The sequence below is a fragment of the Sphingobacterium suaedae genome, assembly GCF_042684625.1.
Classification (GTDB): Bacteria; Bacteroidota; Bacteroidia; order Sphingobacteriales; family Sphingobacteriaceae; genus Sphingobacterium; species Sphingobacterium suaedae.
This window is the reverse complement of the sequence record NZ_JBHULR010000003.1, coordinates 228631-247605: the sequence shown is the minus strand read 5'-3', so window position 1 is coordinate 247605 and position 18975 is coordinate 228631. Positions and strand designations below refer to the sequence as shown.

16 protein-coding genes are annotated in these 18975 nt (G+C 41.7%); 8 read left to right on the top strand and 8 right to left on the bottom strand.

Going from position 1 to position 18975, the window contains the following annotated elements; translation table 11 throughout:
• The first annotated feature begins 62 nt into the window (after window positions 1-62).
• Genes ACFSR5_RS04425 through ACFSR5_RS04415 form a run of 3 tightly spaced genes read left to right on the top strand, consistent with a single transcriptional unit; the run spans window position 63 to window position 2860 of the window.
• Entirely contained in the window at window positions 63-686 is a 624-nt protein-coding gene (locus ACFSR5_RS04425; RefSeq protein ID WP_380901118.1) for a TatD family hydrolase, read from the top strand.
• On the top strand, window positions 683-1414 hold the full coding sequence (locus tag ACFSR5_RS04420; RefSeq protein WP_380901116.1) for a tRNA threonylcarbamoyladenosine dehydratase: 732 nt from the start codon (window positions 683-685) through the stop codon (window positions 1412-1414). The genes ACFSR5_RS04425 and ACFSR5_RS04420 overlap by 4 nt, the downstream gene beginning before the upstream one ends.
• A gap of 57 nt (window positions 1415-1471) precedes the next feature.
• Window positions 1472-2860 carry an exonuclease domain-containing protein gene (locus ACFSR5_RS04415; RefSeq protein WP_380901114.1) on the top strand — a complete coding sequence of 463 codons (1389 nt, stop codon included), beginning with the start codon at window positions 1472-1474 and terminating at the stop codon, window positions 2858-2860.
• Here the strand turns inward: ACFSR5_RS04415 and fbp are convergent.
• The 7 genes from fbp to ACFSR5_RS04380 form a co-directional block, all read right to left on the bottom strand.
• Window positions 2812-3858, bottom strand: coding sequence for a class 1 fructose-bisphosphatase (gene fbp, locus ACFSR5_RS04410; protein WP_380901112.1), 1047 nt, complete (start codon window positions 3856-3858; stop codon window positions 2812-2814). The two genes, ACFSR5_RS04415 and fbp, sit on opposite strands and share 49 nt — an antisense overlap.
• A 303-nt stretch (window positions 3859-4161) precedes the next feature.
• Complete coding sequence (locus ACFSR5_RS04405) at window positions 4162-4983, bottom strand: TIGR03915 family putative DNA repair protein (RefSeq protein WP_380901110.1); 822 nt, start codon at window positions 4981-4983, stop codon at window positions 4162-4164.
• On the bottom strand, window positions 4947-6200 hold the full coding sequence (locus ACFSR5_RS04400) for a putative DNA modification/repair radical SAM protein (protein ID WP_380901108.1): 1254 nt from the start codon (window positions 6198-6200) through the stop codon (window positions 4947-4949). Before ACFSR5_RS04400 ends, ACFSR5_RS04405 begins: the two co-directional genes overlap by 37 nt.
• A gap of 84 nt (window positions 6201-6284) precedes the next feature.
• Entirely contained in the window at window positions 6285-7565 is a 1281-nt protein-coding gene (locus tag ACFSR5_RS04395; RefSeq protein WP_380901106.1) for a M16 family metallopeptidase, read from the bottom strand.
• Window positions 7555-8808 carry a M16 family metallopeptidase gene (locus tag ACFSR5_RS04390; protein ID WP_380901104.1) on the bottom strand — a complete coding sequence of 418 codons (1254 nt, stop codon included), beginning with the start codon at window positions 8806-8808 and terminating at the stop codon, window positions 7555-7557. Before ACFSR5_RS04390 ends, ACFSR5_RS04395 begins: the two co-directional genes overlap by 11 nt.
• Window positions 8809-8829: 21 nt before the next feature.
• Window positions 8830-9732 carry an oxygen-dependent coproporphyrinogen oxidase gene (gene hemF / locus ACFSR5_RS04385; RefSeq protein ID WP_380901102.1) on the bottom strand — a complete coding sequence of 301 codons (903 nt, stop codon included), beginning with the start codon at window positions 9730-9732 and terminating at the stop codon, window positions 8830-8832.
• Window positions 9733-10743, bottom strand: a complete 1011-nt coding sequence (locus ACFSR5_RS04380) for an NAD(P)H-dependent glycerol-3-phosphate dehydrogenase (protein ID WP_380901100.1) — start codon at window positions 10741-10743, stop codon at window positions 9733-9735.
• A 639-nt stretch (window positions 10744-11382) separates the two neighbouring features.
• Between ACFSR5_RS04380 and ACFSR5_RS04375 the strand changes: the two genes are divergently transcribed.
• From ACFSR5_RS04375 to ACFSR5_RS04355, 5 genes are all read left to right on the top strand, one after another.
• Window positions 11383-12984, top strand: a complete 1602-nt coding sequence (locus ACFSR5_RS04375) for an ABC-F family ATP-binding cassette domain-containing protein (RefSeq protein WP_380901098.1) — start codon at window positions 11383-11385, stop codon at window positions 12982-12984.
• Window positions 12985-13908: 924 nt separating this feature from the next.
• Window positions 13909-14775, top strand: a complete 867-nt coding sequence (locus ACFSR5_RS04370; RefSeq protein ID WP_380901096.1) for a helix-turn-helix domain-containing protein — start codon at window positions 13909-13911, stop codon at window positions 14773-14775.
• Between the two features lie 176 nt (window positions 14776-14951).
• A complete protein-coding gene (locus tag ACFSR5_RS04365) occupies window positions 14952-16460 on the top strand; it encodes an acyl-CoA dehydrogenase family protein (RefSeq protein WP_380901094.1) in 1509 nt (502 codons plus the stop codon).
• A gap of 382 nt (window positions 16461-16842) precedes the next feature.
• Window positions 16843-17241 (top strand): SDR family oxidoreductase, encoded by a 399-nt coding sequence (locus ACFSR5_RS04360; protein ID WP_380901092.1) that lies wholly within the window; start codon window positions 16843-16845, stop codon window positions 17239-17241.
• Window positions 17144-17398: an SDR family NAD(P)-dependent oxidoreductase gene (locus ACFSR5_RS04355; RefSeq protein ID WP_380901090.1), complete on the top strand. Its 255-nt coding sequence runs from the start codon at window positions 17144-17146 to the stop codon at window positions 17396-17398. The genes ACFSR5_RS04360 and ACFSR5_RS04355 overlap by 98 nt, the downstream gene beginning before the upstream one ends.
• A 197-nt stretch (window positions 17399-17595) precedes the next feature.
• On the opposite strand, the gene ACFSR5_RS04350 is transcribed toward ACFSR5_RS04355, so the two are convergent.
• Window positions 17596-18930 carry a GH1 family beta-glucosidase gene (locus ACFSR5_RS04350; protein WP_380901088.1) on the bottom strand — a complete coding sequence of 445 codons (1335 nt, stop codon included), beginning with the start codon at window positions 18928-18930 and terminating at the stop codon, window positions 17596-17598.
• Between the last annotated feature and the right edge of the window lie 45 nt (window positions 18931-18975).

Here is an 18975-nt window from a genome sequence, read left to right as displayed (position 1 = left end):
AATCGAAATTCGTATATTTGAGTATGCATGTTCCTTACATCAATATACATACACACTGTACTTTGGAAAGTACGGAACACGAGTTTTCTCTCCCAAACGTTATAATCTCTAAAAATTACTTATTCGCACAACCATGTTCATTGGGCATTCATCCCTGGTATATTGATACCAACCCAAGCGCTCAACTGGATGCATTACATGATCATGGCAAAAAAAAGCACGTGTTGGCCATCGGCGAATGTGGACTGGACAAACTTTGTGACACAGAGTGGACATTACAAGAAAAAGTATTCAGAAGACAGGTCATTTTTGCTAACAGTGTCAACAAACCATTAATCGTACATTGCGTGCGCGCACATCAAGAGTGTCTCAAAATTTTAAAAGACGAGCGTGTTCAAGTACCTGTTATCTTCCATGGATTTGAAAAAAATCAGTTGCTCGCTCAACAGATATATCACGCAGGTTATTATGTGAGCTTAGGCCCCTCCTTGCTTTCCGGTAAAAAGGATGAATTGATCACCGATGCGCCATTAGATAAAATTTTCTTGGAGACCGACGATAAATCTACTAAAATAGTAGATGTTTATACGTATTTTTGCGGCGTTCGAAAATTAGACAACCCTTCACTTAAGCAGCAGTTGTATCGAAACTTCGAAAATATATTTAACTATCAACTTGTAGAATGAAAGATTTATCGTGGCTTTCGCGGACAGAAGCATTAACAGGACGCGAAGCCTTAGAAAAATTAGCCAACTCGCACGTCATGGTCTTAGGATTGGGCGGCGTAGGATCCTTCTCTGCGGAATTTATCTGCCGAGCTGGTGTAGGAAAGATGACCATTATAGATGGTGATACGGTCGATCCGTCTAACCGAAATCGGCAACTTCCTGCCCTTGCCACGAATCATGGGGAATCTAAAGCGCAGATCATGAAGCAGCGATTATTGGCTATTAATCCTGAATTAGAGCTTCATGTTATTCAAGATTTTATAATACCCGAAAAAATCCCTGACCTGTTGGCCTTAAAGCCCGACTATTGTGTCGAAGCTATTGACAGTATCACACCCAAACTTTTCTTTATACGCCGAGCGCTGGAAGCACATATTCCGTTCGTGAGTTCGATGGGGGCTGGCGGAAAAGTAGACCCTACTAAAATACGTATTGCCGATATCAGTAAATCCTATAATTGCAAACTGGCACAACATATCCGTAAAAAACTGCGTAAGCACGACATTCGAGACGGGGTTAAAGTAGCATTTTCTACGGAACTTCCTGATAAAAATTCCTTGCTTTACACCGATGGCAGTAATTTCAAAAAGTCGGCGTACGGAACCATGTCTTATTTACCCGCCGCATTTGGAGGCGCTATCGCATCTGTCGCAATTCGGGACTTGATCGGCATGAAAGTGGATTAGGATAAAGAATATCTATTCACATTACAATATTACTAATTTAATTAGTAATATTGTAATGTGAACAAGCCCAAACAATTTGCGATTGTCGATATAGAGACCACTGGAAATTATGCTGGAGGGAATCGAATAACAGAAATAGCGATCCTGATACATACCGGAAAAAAAATTATTGAGGAATATCATACATTGGTAAACCCGCAATCGTATATTCCATTGGCTATACAGACATTAACCGGTATAACCGACGACATGGTTGTGGGTGCTCCCATTTTTGAAGATATTGCAGAAGATGTTTATCACCTGCTTCAGGGTAAGATATTTGTAGCGCACAATGTGAATTTCGACTATTCGTTTTTAGTTAAAGAATTAAAACAAGCCGGTTATGATTGGCAGGCTCCTAAATTGTGTACCGTTCGACTTTCTAGAAAAATACTTCCGGGCTTTAAATCCTATAGTTTAGGAAAACTTTGTAGTCAATTGAATGTCCCCTTACGCGACCGTCATCGTGCAATGGGCGATGCACAGGCTACGGCGCTACTTTTCAATCTGTTGTTGCAACGTGACAAGCAACAATATATTGAAGAGAGTATTAATAAAAATACAGAACATCGGCTACCCACTCATTTATCTTTGGAGCAATTTAGCAAAATCCCCGAAGCATGCGGGATTTATATCTTCCGCAATGCCAAAGGAAAAATCATATATGTCGGGAAAGCTATTAACTTGAAAAAACGGGTTCTCAGCCATTTCACAGGAAGTAATACAGGCTTGCGTAGGCAACAGTTTATCAATGACATCTGTACGATTGATTTTGAGGAATCTGGGACAGAATTAATGGCCCTACTAATGGAGTGCCAACTGATAAAAAAACACTGGCCTATTCATAATCGAGCCCTCAAGCGGTATGAACCTAAATACGCATTGATTTGCTATCAAGACATTCGGGGATACGATCGCTTGGCGGTAAGTAAGGTTATTCTCGGCGTACAGCAACTTCGCTACTTCGAAACTGTACAAGAGGCCAACTTATTTTTAAGTAGTTTGATGCATCAATTTCAATTGCCTCCGGCACTATGCACATTTTACTCACCTTCTACGCGAACCCGTGAAGACAAACGAATTGACTACACTGACCTTCCTTCACTAGACGCATACAGCGCAACGATAACGCGACTGCTTCACTACCTCGACACGAACAAACAGTCGTTTCTATTGATTGACAAAGGACGCAGCGATGGGGAAAGCAGCTATGTCTATTACAAAGAGGACAAGTTATATGCATTTGGCTTCGTCGATTTTATTCAACAATGGACACATGTGGAAGATATCGTTTCGTATCGAGATAAATGCATCAGTAATTTTTATATGCAACAAATCGTTTTGCAGTACGCGGCACGCTATCCTGAAAAGGTAAGTTTCTTGTCCAACAATTCAGAAGTATCCTGATCGCGTGTCATGAACTCCTGAACTTTCCTCACCATATTTGTACTTCCTATTATAATCGGTGTACGCTGGTGCAAGTGTGTGGGCTTGATAGTTAATACCCGTTGTTGACCAGAAAGAGCCATCCCCCCTGCCTGCTCAATGATAAACGCCATCGGATTACATTCGTACAAAAGGCGGAGCTTACCGGAAGGATAGTTTGACGTTTCCGGATACAAAAAAATTCCTCCTATAATGAGAGTGCGATGAAGGTCAGCGACCATAGAGCCGATATACCTCGACGTATACGGTCTATCAGTTGCCAGATCTTCCATTTGGCAGTATTTGATATAGTCTTTGATATATTGCGGAAACTTTAAATAATTGCCTTCATTGACCGAATATGTATTGCCCTCTTCTGGAATGCGCATATTCGGATGTGAAAGACAAAATTCACCGATAGAAGGATCTAACGTAAACCCATTAACACCTTTCCCGGTAGTATATACCAACATCGTTGAGGATCCATAAATAATATAGCCTGCTGCCACCTGTTCGTGACCGAATTGCAATATCTCTGCAGTATTCATAGGTTGTTCGGGGTCTTTTCTTCGGTAAATGGAAAAAATAGATCCGACGGAGACATTCAAATCTATATTTGATGACCCATCTAACGGGTCCATGCATACCATATATTTCCCTTTTGTAGATATTGATCTTTTTGTCAGGTCAATCCCTTCTTCGTGTTCTTCTGAAGCGATGTAACAGCATTCTCCACCCCGGCTCAAAGCTTCGATAAACTGCTCATCTGCATAAACATCCAGTTTTTTTTGTGCCTCGCCTTGCACGTTGTGATCTCCATTTTCGCCCAATATATCGGCAAGTCCGGCCTTATTTACTTCTCTATTGATTACTTTTGCTGCAATTCCTATGTCACGCAATAGTCGCGAGAGCTCCCCTTTTGCATACGGAAAATCGGCCTGTTTCTCTATGATAAACTGCCCCAGTGTTTTTAAAGCCATGAAAAAAAATGGTGTTAAGCATGTACATTTTCCGGGCATCCCCAACCTTCTTGGTCATGCAACGCCCGATACAGAGTGTCAAGTTGCTAAAACCTACGAAGAGCATATCCCTTATTATTAAGTTCACGAAGCAAAACTACGGAAGAAAAACCAATTAAAAAATTGATTTTCAGCTTATTGTACGATATACACGTATTTATTCGTCTGATAGACAACCGCTTATTTAAGAAAAATTTTTTTAGCAATGCATAACTAAAACGATTGATGTATTTCGATAATTCAGCTTTTTTGAAGGCGTAAATTTTAGTATTCGTCTTTTTCCGTCAGGAGCGACCAATAACGCTTGGGAACATGCTGCACATGGAGCGTCAGGTTTTTCCGCTCTGTGATATTGACGGCGGAGAAGTACCGTTTCCACAATTTAGCATATACGATCTCTACTTCCTGTTTTTTGTCAGCGATCTTTTGTTTTAACGTTCCTGCATCCAGATCATTTAACCGGACTTCATTTACCACTTTCAGATCGTAATAGATCCCATAGCCACGTTTTTGATCGTAAATTAGCCAACGCTGATCTGCGTAGCGTTCGACGAAATGGCGGGTAATCAGCGGAAGCACATTAAAGTCGGGAGCCACATGCGCAAAATATAGATCGTCCTGAAGGAGACAAAATCGTACGAACGCCATCATCCGATGCCGTTCGCGCGAAACGGACTTTACGATACGTTTGACCTGAAGCACATCATGATCACTGTAATTTCTGTTACACATGCCGAAATCCGAAAAATAGCGTATTGCCATACGTAGAACCAACAGCGCCGAACCGGCCTGTTCAGATAAATAGACATGCCAAAGCTCTATTGATGCTCGTTTTCCAACTTTTTTTTGTAGGCCTGCCTCCACACGATCCGCTTTGCTTTTTTCTGTGATCACCATATGCATATCCGCAAATATATCTACCTGTTTTTCAGGCATATCACGTAAATCCAGCGGCGAACGCTTATATTCGAATGCATCGAAAACAGCTGTTAAAACCCCATCCCAGGTACCATCGAAATAAAATATTGTCTCCTTTTGGCCCATCTGATCTAAAATAGCACGAGTTGAGTATGTTGTTTGGAGCATAATGTATGCGGTACCTGTTGCAAAATTAATTGTTTTAATTGATCTGGATGTTTATCTGAAAAGATCTGCTGATAACCTCGACACGTAATGAAATATTTTGCTCGGCTCGTCACAACGCCTATTTTCTTAAGAGTGTCTAGAGAAAGGCACCCGAATTTACGCGTGGCGAGAATCTTCTGTACTGATGAAACGCCAACGCCTGGAATACGTAACAGCAGATTGCGCGGTGCTGTATTGACATCAATGGGAAAAATGTGCATGTTTCGTAAAGCCCAGCCGAGCTTAGGATCAACGTCTAAGTCAAGCAATGGATGATCATCGTTTACAATTTCGTCAGCACGGTATCCATAGAAACGCATCAGCCAATCTGTTTGATACAAGCGGTTTTCTCGAATAGTAGGAATATGACTTCCAATAGCTGGAAGTCTACTGTCGAATGAAATAGGTACATACCCCGAATAATAAACACGTTTCATTTTAAAATGACTGTAGAAATATTGAGCGACGGAAATAATTTGTTTGTCCGATTCATTCGCAGCACCTATGATCATTTGTGTACTCTGTCCTGCAGGAGCAAAATGTGGTGTGTGTTTGAAAAGCTGTTTCTCCTCTTCTGTTCTCAGTAACTGGTTTCTTAAATACGTTATCGGACCAATCATATCTTTCCGATTTTTATCTGGCGCCAATAACTTTAATCCCACTTCAGTAGGTATTTCCAGGTTTACGCTCAACCGATCTGCATAAGTTCCCGCAGCATGTATTAATTCAGGTGATGCCCCTGGGATGGCTTTCAAGTGAATATAACCATTGAAATGATACTGTTCGCGAAGCGTTTTCGCGACCAAAACCAAACGTTCCATGGTGTAATCGGCATCTTTAAAAATGCCTGAGCTTAAAAATAGCCCTTCGACATAATTACGTCGATAGAAGCTTATAGTTAAATCGACTACTTCCTTAACAGTGAAAGCCGCCCGCTTAATATCATTACTTTTTCGAGATACACAATAAGCGCAATCATAGATGCAGTGATTTGTGAGCAGGATCTTTAACAACGATACGCATCGTCCATCTTCGGTATAGGTATGACAGATTCCTGTCCCAGTATTACCTAAACCGTTGTTATTATTTTTTCTAGAACTGCCGCTAGAGCTGCAACTGACATCGTATTTCGCAGCATCGGCAAGAATGGTGAGTTTTTCCGTTAATCGATCGTCCATAAACACAAAAATACTAAATATATTAGTATTTTTGTGTTAAATCACAGTTGATAAAATACCTGATTTTGGTTATGATTAAAAGAATTAATCCAGTTTACCTACGACGATCTTCACCAATTTCGAATAATCAAAATATTGTTGGGCTATTTCTAATACCCGTGGAGTAGTCATGCTACGTATTGCCTCGTTATAATGGCGATAATAGTCTAACGTCATCCCGTAAAAATATACTGCCTTGAATTTATCCGCATGAGAAAATATCGATTCGAGGCTTCCCAAAATCGAACCCATCATGTAGTTTTTTACCAGTGCGAGCTCCTCGACTGAAGGTTCAAGTGTACGAAGTTGTACAAATTCTTTTTCAATTTCTTGTAGTGTTGACCGTGTGGTTTCGGCACCGACTTCAGACGCGATCGTGAAAAATCCTCCATGCTTTAAGCTCGCGATGGCCGAACCTATGCTATACGTATAACCTTTCTCCTCTCGAATATTACGCATCAGCCTAGATCCAAAATAGCCACCAAACAAGGTGTTTACAAATTGCACAGCCGGAAAATCAGCATGTGCCCGGTTGAGGGATGGACATCCCAATCGGATAGCCGACTGTAAAGCCTCCGGACGCTCTTCGACTATCGTTGTTGGAATAAATTCAGGAAATATCGGAGAAGAACTATTAAATCCGCGGTCGGATGATAGCCAGTTCGTCTCAAAAAAAGAGCGCACATCTGCGAGCATATGCGATGAGATATTGCCCGATAAAATAAGCGTACAATTGTGTGGCTGGATCTGCTTTCTATACAATGCACATAAATCTTCGCGACTCAGGCTGTCGTACGCTTCTTCTGTAGGTGTACTGCCATAGCGACTCTCTCCAAATATATATTTGTAGAAAATACGACGAGCGAGATAGTCGTTCTTCTGCATAGAAATCTGCAGAGTTTGTTTGTTATTGCGGATAAAGGTTTCCAGTTCAGCTTCGGGAATAACGGCGTCCATGAGAACATCATGAACAATAGGCCATAGCGAAGAGGCGTGCTTACGTAAAGTATAAAGTGTCAATGATGTTTGATCGAAACTATATTCGGGCATCAAATATGCGCCATAAAAATCGATTTCATCCGCAATCTGTGTACTTGTTCTTGTTGTCGTGCCTTCCTTGATCATATGGCTTAGACAGGTATGCAAAAGCGGATTCTCAGGTGCTGAAAATACATGCTGAAATATGAATTCGGCTTTGATCAATTCTTGCGCCGGTGCCTGAAAAATGAAAACCCGCAATCCATTTTCAAAAACAAACTCTTCGGGTTCGATCAAAGTGGCCCCAGCAATGGGATGTTGAGGAGGTGCAATTGTTCTATTCAACATGTTGCGTGTCTTTAGCGTAGTAGATTAATGTTGATGAGTTTGAGCGATTAAATATCTGATTAGCAATAATCTGTATATCACAAGCGGTAACAGCAAGATATTTTTCGACTTCTTGGTTGTACAAGGTGGCGTTACCCAACACTTCATAAAATGCAAGATTCATGGCTTTATCCAAGATAGATAATTCTGCAAAGACTAAAGTGGACTCGATTTTATTCTTCACCTTTTCCAGCTCGAAATCCGTAACCAACTCGTCCTTTAACAACTCAAGTTGGTTCCAAAGTAAACGTTCGGCCTCCTCCATGGAAACATGTGGTAATGGTTTTCCTTCGACTACGAATAAATTATTGTCTATCGATCCCATCACATAAGCATTGACTTCACTGAATAAAGGCTGCTCTTTAACCAAGATGCGGTACAAACGAGATGAATTGCCTCGGGACAGAATATCCGACATTAAGTCCATGGCGGCATATTGATGGTGCAGTCGGTCAGGCCCATGAAAAGCCATATATAGGCTATTCACCGGGACATCTGCATAAACAGTTTCTCGGCGCGGTTCCGCTTGAACCGGTTCTTTAGGGATGTTTCGAACCTCTTTTTTACCTGAAGGAATTCCTCCAAACCATTTTTCTGTCAGTCGTTTTATTTCCTGGAGGTGAACATCGCCGGTTACAACCATGATGGCGTTGTTTGGAATATAATATTTAGCAAAAAAAGCACGCACATCCTCCATGGTAGCATCTTCGATATGACGTAATTCTTTTCCTATCGTAGCCCATCGATAAGGATGTACACGATAAGCGAGCGGACGTAACTTTAGCCAAACGTCGCCGTAAGGTTGATTTAAATAGCGTTGCTTAAATTCTTCTGAAACGACATTTCGCTGTATGTTCAAGCTTTGCTCGCTAAATGCCAATCCCAGCATACGGTCGCTTTCTAACCAAAATGCAGTTTCCAGATTGGCAGAAGGTAAGGTGATGTAATAGTTGGTAATATCGTTACTGGTAAATGCATTATTCTCGCCTCCCACTTCTTGAAGCGGTCCATCATAGTTAGGAATGTTGATAGAGCCACCAAACATGAGGTGTTCAAAAAGGTGAGCGAAACCGGTCTTATCGGGGGACTCGTCCCGAGCTCCAACATCATATACAATATTAACACAGGCCATGGGCGTATTGTGATCTTCGTGAACTAATACGCGCAAACCGTTATCGAGTGTGAAACGCTGATATGCTATCATTAAGAATTTTTATGTATAAAGTTACAAAGCCCAGTTAATGTCTTTCTGCAATAATAAAAGGGTCTTTTCTTCTGCTGAGCCAGGCTCCGCTTTGAAATCGTACACCCAATTTGCTTGAGCCGGAAGACTCATCAATATCGATTCTATCCGACCATTCGTCTCTAATCCGAAACGTGTTCCTGAATCATACACCAAATTAAACTCGACATATCGGCCTCGACGCAATAACTGCCATTGTTTTTCACGATCGTTGAATTTTCGATCTCTGTTACGGCGCACGATCTCTGTGTACGTTGGTAGAAAAGCTCTTCCCAGATCACACGAAAAATCGAATAGCTTTTGTTCGGTTAACCCGGTTTTCTCCGGAGTAAGCTTATCATAAAATATGCCCCCGATTCCGCGTGTTTCCTGACGATGCTTGATAAAGAAATAATTGTCTGCCCACGTTTTAAATTCCGTATAAAAGGAGGGGGCGTGTTTGTCACAGACATTTTTCATCATTTGATGAAAGAACTTAGCATCATCCTCGATCACATAATGGGGCGTCAGATCAATTCCGCCTCCGAACCAGCGAATTTGATCGTTCAGCTCAAAATATCGGATATTCATATGAATAATTGGCACCCAAGGGTTGTTGGGATGAATAACAATAGATACCCCCGTCGCAAAAAAATCCTCTTCGTCGACACCGAAGGCATTCTTGACTGTTTCAGGCAGTTTTCCGTGGACAGCCGAAAAATTAACCCCTCCCTTTTCGATCAGTGCACCATCCTGAATAATCCGTGTTCGGCCACCACCACCACCTTCCCTATCCCACAGCTCTTCTTGAAATTTAGTCTGGCCGTCTAAGGTTTCTAGCCCTTTTGTAATCTCGTCTTGGATGATCCGATAAGTGTCGGCAATATGTTCTTTTGTTAACTTCATTTATGTGAGTTTTGTAGCTAATTTTTTTACTTCGAGGGCCGCTGGCTGCTTATTATATAATATTTGATAAACCGTGTCACATATAGGCATATTCAGCCCGTAACCTTGAATAATATTCTGAATACAAGCCGATGCATAATACCCCTCCGCAACCATGTTCATTTCTAGTTGGGCCGATTGTACCGTGTATCCTTTGCCAATCATGTGTCCGAATGTGCGGTTACGGCTAAACTGCGAATAAGCCGTAACCAATAAGTCGCCTAAATAGGCTGACGCGTTGATGTCACGGGATTCCTCTGGATCAATGGCATTCACACAAGTTTCCATTTCGCGGATTGCGTTAGAAACTAACACCGCCAGGAAATTATCACCGAAACCTAGCCCGTGACAGATCCCTCCTGCCAACGCATAAATGTTCTTCAGCACAGCGCCATATTCCACCCCGAATATGTCTGTGGAGATAATGGTGTTGATATATCTATTACGCAAGAGCTTTCCTAACTGTTCAGCATGATCACTAACCTTAGCCGCCAACGTAAGATACGATAACTTCTCCAACGACACTTCTTCAGCGTGACATGGCCCTCCAATCACAACAATTTGTTCTATTGGAATGCCGTAGACTTTCATGAGATACTCTCCTACGATGAGATTTTCGTCAGGGATAATCCCCTTGATTGCAGAAACGACTATTTTGCCGGCAAAATCACTTGCCTGTACTTCCCTCAGGGCAGCTTTTAAATAGGCCGAGGGCGTATTTAACACAACGATATCAGCTTGTTGAATCACTTGCCTGGCGTCCGTGTATAGGTTAGTTTCGTCTACGCGAAGTTCAACGGCACTTAGATAGCTCGGATTATGGTGATAGGTCTTTACATAAGTTAAATCTTCTATTTTCCTAATCCACCACAGAACATGTTTCTGCACTTCATTGTCGCCCAGCATTTTAATCATCGCTGTGGCCCAACTTCCACTTCCTACAATCCCAATCTTTGGTTCAGATTCCGCCATATACTCTACCTGTAAAAACAGCAAATATACGTATTATATATGGTCCAACAGACAAGAGAGCAGAAAATCACCGTTGCCGACGACTTGAGCATTTAGCTATGGTATTGTAGCCAAGAACATCCTTTATGCTTTCCCAAAATGCCCCCCACGAATCTCCGCAAATCAGATAAGCGTGTATGGGATTGAGCTATTTCAATGCACGGTAAAGGTTAGCAGCGGTATCTTTCTATTCTGCAGGCGGAAATCCATCGCCTCTACGTTATTACATAGCACTCTTACCGTATAAAAGTCTTTTTCTCGGTGCTAAACCTTTCTTGCCGCCGCTGTAGCCAGACGGAGGTCATTTACATCTTCTTTGTTCATGTTTTTTTTATTATGTTTCCATTTATTCGTTTAACTACCAGATTTAGAGGGCTATTATCGTATTTACGAAGCGCCAATTATGTGGATGAGTTCAATCGGTAAGCACATGTCGCTTACCGATTTTTTATTTTTCGTTTGAAATTTTTATCTTTGTCCAAATATTCCAATTAATACATTTTAATATATGTAAGATTCGATTTCTTTTATAAACAAAAAAATTGCTGGAAGTCCGGCGAGGCCTAATCTTCGTTTTTGTTTTTACTAATTTGAGAAATCATGCTTACTATAGAGAATATCACCTATAACCATCCGGATAAAACCCGTCTATTCCACGCGTTGTCATTATCTATTTCATCCGGTCAGAAAATTGGACTAATTGGTCAGAATGGATCAGGAAAATCGACTCTCCTCCGATTAATTGCAGGAGAACTCCTGCCGAACGCTGGCCGGGTCAAACGTTCTACTTCTGTCTATTATGCTCCTCAGGTTTTTGGACAGTACGATGCATGCTCCATAGCCGAAGTCTTAGGGATTGCGTCCAAATTGCAAGCTTTATACACGATACTAAAAGGAGAAGCTACCGAAGAGCAACTACTTATTCTAGATGATGATTGGACATTGGAAGAACGCAGCTTGCAAGCACTGCGCTATTGGGATGTGGCCGAAATCAACTTGTTTGCTCCTATGTCTACACTAAGTGGCGGTCAGAAAACAAAAGTATTCCTAGCTGGCATACAGATCCATGAACCCGACCTTGTCTTATTAGACGAACCGAGTAATCATTTGGACGCAGCGAGCAGACAATTGCTTTACAATTTTATTCGAGACAGCAAACAAACGTTGCTCATTGTCAGCCATGACCGGATGCTTTTGAACTTATTACCTACGATGTATGAGCTTGATGCATCTGGCGTGACCGTCTATGGCGGAAATTACGCTTTTTACGCCAATCAAAAAAGTATAGCCGCCCAAGCGCTGGAATCTTCCATACAACATCGAGAAAAAGAGTTAAGGAAAGCAAAAGATAAAGAAAGAGACACATTAGAAAGACAGCAACGGATGGATGCGCGAGGTAAAAAAAAGCAGGAAAAAGCGGGTGTAGCGCGCATCATGATGAATACTATGCGCAATAATGCCGAACAGAGCACGTCTAAAATGCGAGATGTGCATACCGAAAAAATTAACGGATTGTCGCAAGAACTGACAGAGCTTCGAAATAACCGGTCCGTTGTAGAAAAAATGAAGTTTGGTTTCACCGACATGTTACTACACCATGGAAAAATCCTCTTCGATTTGCAGAATGTTCAGTATCGACATGCTGAAACCAACCTGTGGACGGAAGGCATTTCGTTACAAATCCGTAGCGGAGAACGTTTGACCTTTAAAGGTAAAAACGGGGCAGGAAAAACGACACTCGTTCGCTTATTACTTAAACAACTAGAGCCGACGTCCGGCACTATTTCCAACTTCGCCCGCCGAGCGTTGTATATTGATCAGGACTATTCCTTGGTAAATGATACCGACATCGATGTATATACACGAGCTCAACAAGCAAACCAAAGAGGGTTGCAGGAGCACGAGGTTAAAGCGCGCTTAGATCGTTTTCTTTTCGACAAAACGTCGTGGAACAAACCTTGCAATACGTTAAGCGGAGGGGAACGTATGCGTTTGGCCTTATGCGTTTTAACACTTTCCAGCGAAGCTCCCGATGTCATCATATTAGATGAGCCAACAAACAATCTTGATATTCAAAATATAGAATTGCTATCTGACGCAATTAACAGTTACCAAGGTACCTTGTTAGTCATTTCACACGACGAGCATTTTTTGAATGATCTTCGCATTCATCGCGAGATCAATTTAACGCTTCATCATTAACATTTAAAAGTGCCCCAAATATAAACGATACGGGGCACTTTCTATTCTATACACGCTGCAAAGGGGGGCGTTGAGGACAACTAACAGACCGGATTGTGACTTTCATTCGGAATAAGGTTTTTCAATCGTTTGCCAGAACACGTTGATGTCTTATGGGAGAATACAGCATGTTTTCGATCATAAACAAATAAGTAAACCGCGAACACCGATCTGCTGTGCCTCGTATACATCTAGACATACATGATCTTCCAAGCTATGGTTATGAAGTGTATGGAGAAAGGCGGCGGCATCGAGGCCTTATTCGTCAGCAACATGGGACAATACAGCAGTGTCATCTATATTTTTATCTTCAGTAAAATGCGTTGAAACAAATGGTCACCCACCGCATCCTGCTTGCCGAACGATTTTACAAAATGCGCAAGTTGATGTGCATGAAAAGAATTAGCCACGACAGCCTGATCTACGTCAGATTGCACGCTTCGCGTGCTGCTATCTCTGAAACTTTGTCGCACATGACTAACTTGTTCAAGAGGAATACTTGTATGGTTAACTAGATTTGTATAATAACTTTCTTGTTGATTTGCTTTAAATATGGATTTAGCTGATAGCTTTGCGGCTCCAATTAGGCTTCTTTGTTAGAAATTTAGTCTAGGCCTGCTCAAAACGGCTTTTCCAGTGTAACAAACGGGACACATGATGTCGCTACACATTTCTACTGATAATTTTTCTGCGATATGGGTACATTACTTTTCTACAAAAGTACACGGTTTGAACTGGGTACCGCTTAAACATATTTTTAAAAAAAAATGAGAAATGATGTAAAGCATTTGGAAAAATATTTACGATACAACGTCGGCCTATCAATAATCTAGTAAAAGATGATTAAATTTACGCGTTGGATAGTTGTATTATAGGCCGCCTACAATGGAAAAACAAGTAAATGCAGATGAATTTGTAGAACGGTTCATGTCTGGAAGCCTAGAGCATTTAAAACACAAACATGCACCTGTTAAAGTGTTCCGTCTCAGCGAAATCGCACCTCATCTCAAAATTCCAATACCACCAATCTTATTTGGCTATAATCTTTTAGTTCATATTACAGAAGGTTATTTCAAACACCAAATTGGTCCGCACGTCTATCTAGTTCAGGCTCCGGCTGTACTGATTAGCAATTATGGTAATATTTCTGCTATTACGTCTGTTGATAAAGCCGCACAAGGCCACTGTATTTTGATCAACGATAAGGCGATGACGTCGCTCTTTAGGGAGCAGGAAATTCTGCATATTTTTACTATTTCGCCGTTGTTGAATTTATCCGCCCATGACAGTGACGACCTTCACCAGTTGATACGCCTGTTATATGACGAATTGTACACCCCCCGTCCCTACCGCGAACTTTCCGAAAGTTTACTGAAATCAGCCTTGCTCAAAGTTATTAAACTCTCCGAGTCGAATAACCGGCTGGATCGGCGACAAGAAATCGCCATGACATTCAAGCAACTGGTACATAAAAATTTCTTAAGAGAAAAGCAACTTAATTTTTACGCTGATAAATTGGCCGTTTCGAACAATTACTTAAACCGTTGTGTCTCTTCGATTTTTAAAAAATCGTCGAAAGAACTTATTTTGGAAGTCTTGATCATGCATAGTCAACTTTTATTGTTAGAATCGACAAAAAGCGTCGCCGATATCGCTTATGAACTCGATTTTGCGGACGCTTCGTATTTCTCCAGGATATTTAAAAAAATTGTCGGTCTTTCACCGACTGCTTATCGGGAAAGTGTAAAATAACATATTTATTTATGCACGTTTTGTCCTAGTTATTGCACAAAATACAATATCAGTTTCATCTTCTGCTTGTTAATTTTGTTTTAATCGATCTGCACGTAGAGGACAAATTGAGGGTGAACAATCTTACATACTCAATAATCCGTACGTTTCGGACGGGCACATTTTACACATTCTTTATGTTAAATACCATAGCACATACCGATTTTGATACATATATCGCCTCGTTTAGAGCGAGACTTTCTTCCTTGTTTAATGAGGAGTACGACTACAACGCCTTGAGTTTGGAACGAGGACTTCCTACCGACTTCTGGAATGAGATTATGCACATGAACCCGTTATCCGTAGCAATACCGGAAATACATGGCGGCCGTGGTGCTCTGGTTAAGGAATGTCTCGGCGTGCTTTCAGCAGCTTCTTTTGAGTCGCTATCTTTATCTCTCATTTTTGGAATAAATATCGCACTGTTTTTGGAGCCGTTTGCAAAATATGGACAACCGAACGTACAGGGAAGCGTTTTCACGAATTTCTTGGAACGCCAGGCAATGGGTGGGCTTATGATCACAGAACCAGCCTACGGCAGCGACGCTCTTAATATGCAGACCGCCTATGAACCAACTGCAAACGGCTACCGTATCCAAGGGCAGAAACATTGGCAAGGGCTGACTGGAGCCGCCGACTATTGGCTTGTTACCGCACGTCGAAAAAATGGGAATGGTGATCTAAGCCGCGACATCGATTTTTTTCTAACGGATAACGGGGTGGAAGATCAACGTATTCATGTACGTGAGCGCTATAATAATTTAGGTTTATACGCCATTCCCTACGGAATAAACGATCTCGACATCCAGGTTCCAGACGATCATAAACTAGCTGTGGAGAGCACTGGAATTAAATTGATGTTGGACACCCTGCACCGTAGCCGCTTGCAATTCCCGGGTATGGGTATGGGATTCATCAAACGTTTGCTTGACGAAACACTCGAGCATTGTAAAAATCGTCGTGTTTCAGGCCTGAGACTACATGAACTGGATGCCGTAAAATTTCAATTGTCCCGACTCCAAGCCGCTTTTACCCTTTGTTCGGGTATGTGCTATTACAGCGCAGCTGTTAGTTCTATTGACCGCGACCTGTCGGGACATGGTATAGATGCAAACAGCGTAAAAGCGTTCGTCACGGACTTAATGCAAGAAGCAGCTCAGACAAGTCTACAATTGTCGGGAGCAAAAGGCTATCGCCTGGATCACATTGCTGGCCGAAGCGTAATAGACAGCCGACCGTTTCAAATCTTTGAGGGATCTAACGAAATGCTGTATACCCAGATTGCCGAATCTATCGCGAAAGTCATGAAACGTAAAAAAGAAACCAAACTATTACAATACTTACAGACCGATCTGTTGACAGCGACGGCGGCTCCTGTTTTCGCCACTACTTTGGGTCAGGTTATCTTATCAGATATCTTAAAACAACGTGAACTAATTATTATAGGAAAGATGATTGCACGTGTCGTCTGTTTCCAGTTTGTTATTTCCCTCGGCGAGACAGGCTTTAATCCGCAATTAATAGAGATAACCCGCCAGCATATACATATGGACCTATCAACGTTTGTGGGACAGCTCCATAGTAATCATTGTGCAGATCCTATACTAGAATACCAAGAAAATGCCGACTGGATGCACTCGCTTTAATAATGAATGTAAAGGTAAAATACGTCCTGATGTTTGTCTGAGGCGTTAGAAATCGAACGGGAGCTCAAGCGCTACTTGGAAAAACAACTGATCAGGGTATAATTTTCTGCTGGCTCATCTCATCCAAAAGTCGAAAAGATATTTTTCAGTCTCTCTAAATTCATAAAACCCAACTCTACCGCATATTTGCTAAATTTGTTTAGCAAAGTAATTTAACTATGCATAATTGCAAAAAATATGATCGACCAAGCTATTTATTAATACTGGCGCTGCGATGGGACTTGGTTAGGCGGCAGCGGAGGAATTGACAGAAAAAGGTGCAAAACTACTTTTAGTCGATTCTAACAAAGAAGAGCTCGAATAAGTTGTTCGGGACCTCCAAGTGCAATATCCAAATGTTCACGTCGAAACATATGTGGCTGATGTCTCGAATGAAAATGATGTAAAAGCATACATCGATCTAGCGAAAGCAACGTTTGGTCGAATCGAACGTTTATATAACAACGTCGGAATCGAAGGGAAACAGGCACCACTAACAGAATACGATCTAACCGTTTTCAAGAAGGTAGTCGATATCAATTTGTTGGAAGTATATTATGGTATGCGCTATGTAAATCCACTGATACCAGGAGCAAGGATATGGCCGGATCACAAATGCTGCTTCGGTAGGCGGTATTCGCGAGTTGGACAATCAGGTGCCTTATGTTGCCACGAAACAAGCCGTTTCTGGCCTGACCAAAAATGTAGCGATCGGGTACGGAAAAGACAGTATACTAACTGATGCCGTCGCGCCCAGAGCGATTTTAACACCTATGGTGGCAGAAGCATTTCGTCAGGTAAACCCAGGCGATCCGAAGATTGAGGAGATCACTTACCCTAAACGGAATCTGACACGAGCACTTGATCAACTGAAAGATAGATGTAGCCAGACTTATTAGATTCCTAATCTCCGACGAAAATGGTAATGTCAACGGACAAACAATTGCCATTGACAGAGGTGAGTCAAACCTATATGGTAACGCCGAATATATAGTCATCTTTCTTTCCGTATGGTATTTATGGGAGAAGGTGGAATACGTTAGAGCGTTGCTTTTAGTACACGAGGAAATTCAAACCGCCCTGTGTATGTGTTGCACTACTTAATGAACTCACCATACCATTTTCCAGATGACTTTACGATCCGCTGTTGTGTTTCAAAGTCGACATGCACCAATCCAAACCGTGGATGATATCCTTCCGCCCATTCAAAGTTGTCCAAGAAAGTCCAAACGAAGTAGCCGTGTACCGGAACTCCTTCCTGCTTAGCCTTCAAAACCTGAATTAACGTTTCTTGAAGATAGCGTAGACGTTTTGGATCATCCACTATGCCGTTATCCACCTGGTCCGGAAATGCAGCCCCATTTTCGGTTATAAGTAGAGGCGGAATATTGGAATATGCACTAAACTTCTTCAATATATGGTATATCGATGCTGGATAAACTTCCCAGTTCATAGCAGTCATTTCCACTTTCCTTTTTTTAGCGGTGACGATTTTTGCATTTAAATATGGTACAAAAGGCGCATAGCGTATCATTTCTCTAGTATAATTTTGCACGCCAATAAAATCCATGTCAAACGCCAACTTTTTTTCATCATCTGCACGCATAAATTTATCGATTTTACGGAGAATTTTTATTTCTCCAGTGGGGTATCCCATTCCTAAAAGCGGTTCGATAAACAGTCGGTTTAGCAACAGATCTGCTTTCTTGGCGGCAATAATATCCCGCTCAATAGCTCTATATGGCTCAATATGGGAACAAGAAAATGTTGTCCCAATGTTATTATCTGATTGTAAGGAACGAATGATCCTACCGCCAAGCGCTTGTGAAAGCGCTGCGTGATGCGCTGCCGCCAAGAAGTTATCCAGTCCCTTTTTTCCGGGAGCATGTACGCCAAAGAAATAGCCGGCAGCCGTGAAGACGGTTGGTTCATTCAATACCATCCAGTTTTTCACGCGATCTCCAAAATGTTGTACACAAACAGAGACATATTGACCAAACCATTCCGTCACATCTCTATTTACCCATCCTCCTTTACATTCCAGCGCGTGTGGTAAATCCCAATGGTACAATGTAATCCAAGGCGTAATGCCGAGCTCCAGAGACCGATCAATTAACCGATTATAAAAATCAATTCCGGCTTGATTGACTTCGCCTGTTCCATGGGGCATAATCCGGCTCCATGCAATAGAAAACCGATAATTTTTAATATGAAGACGGTGCATTAATAACAGGTCGTCGAGGTATCGGTGATAGAAATCACAAGCTATATCCCCTGTATGCTTCTGAAATATGCGATTCTTTTGCTGAACAAATTCGTCCCAAATAGATGGCCCTTTACCATCTTCCCGGTGTGCCCCTTCGATCTGATAAGCGGCTGTGGAAACTCCCCATATAAAATCATCACCAAACGCAGTTTTAGTCAGCAGCATACATGTCCTGGATTACTACAAACGTATGGAAAGGGTCAAATAAAC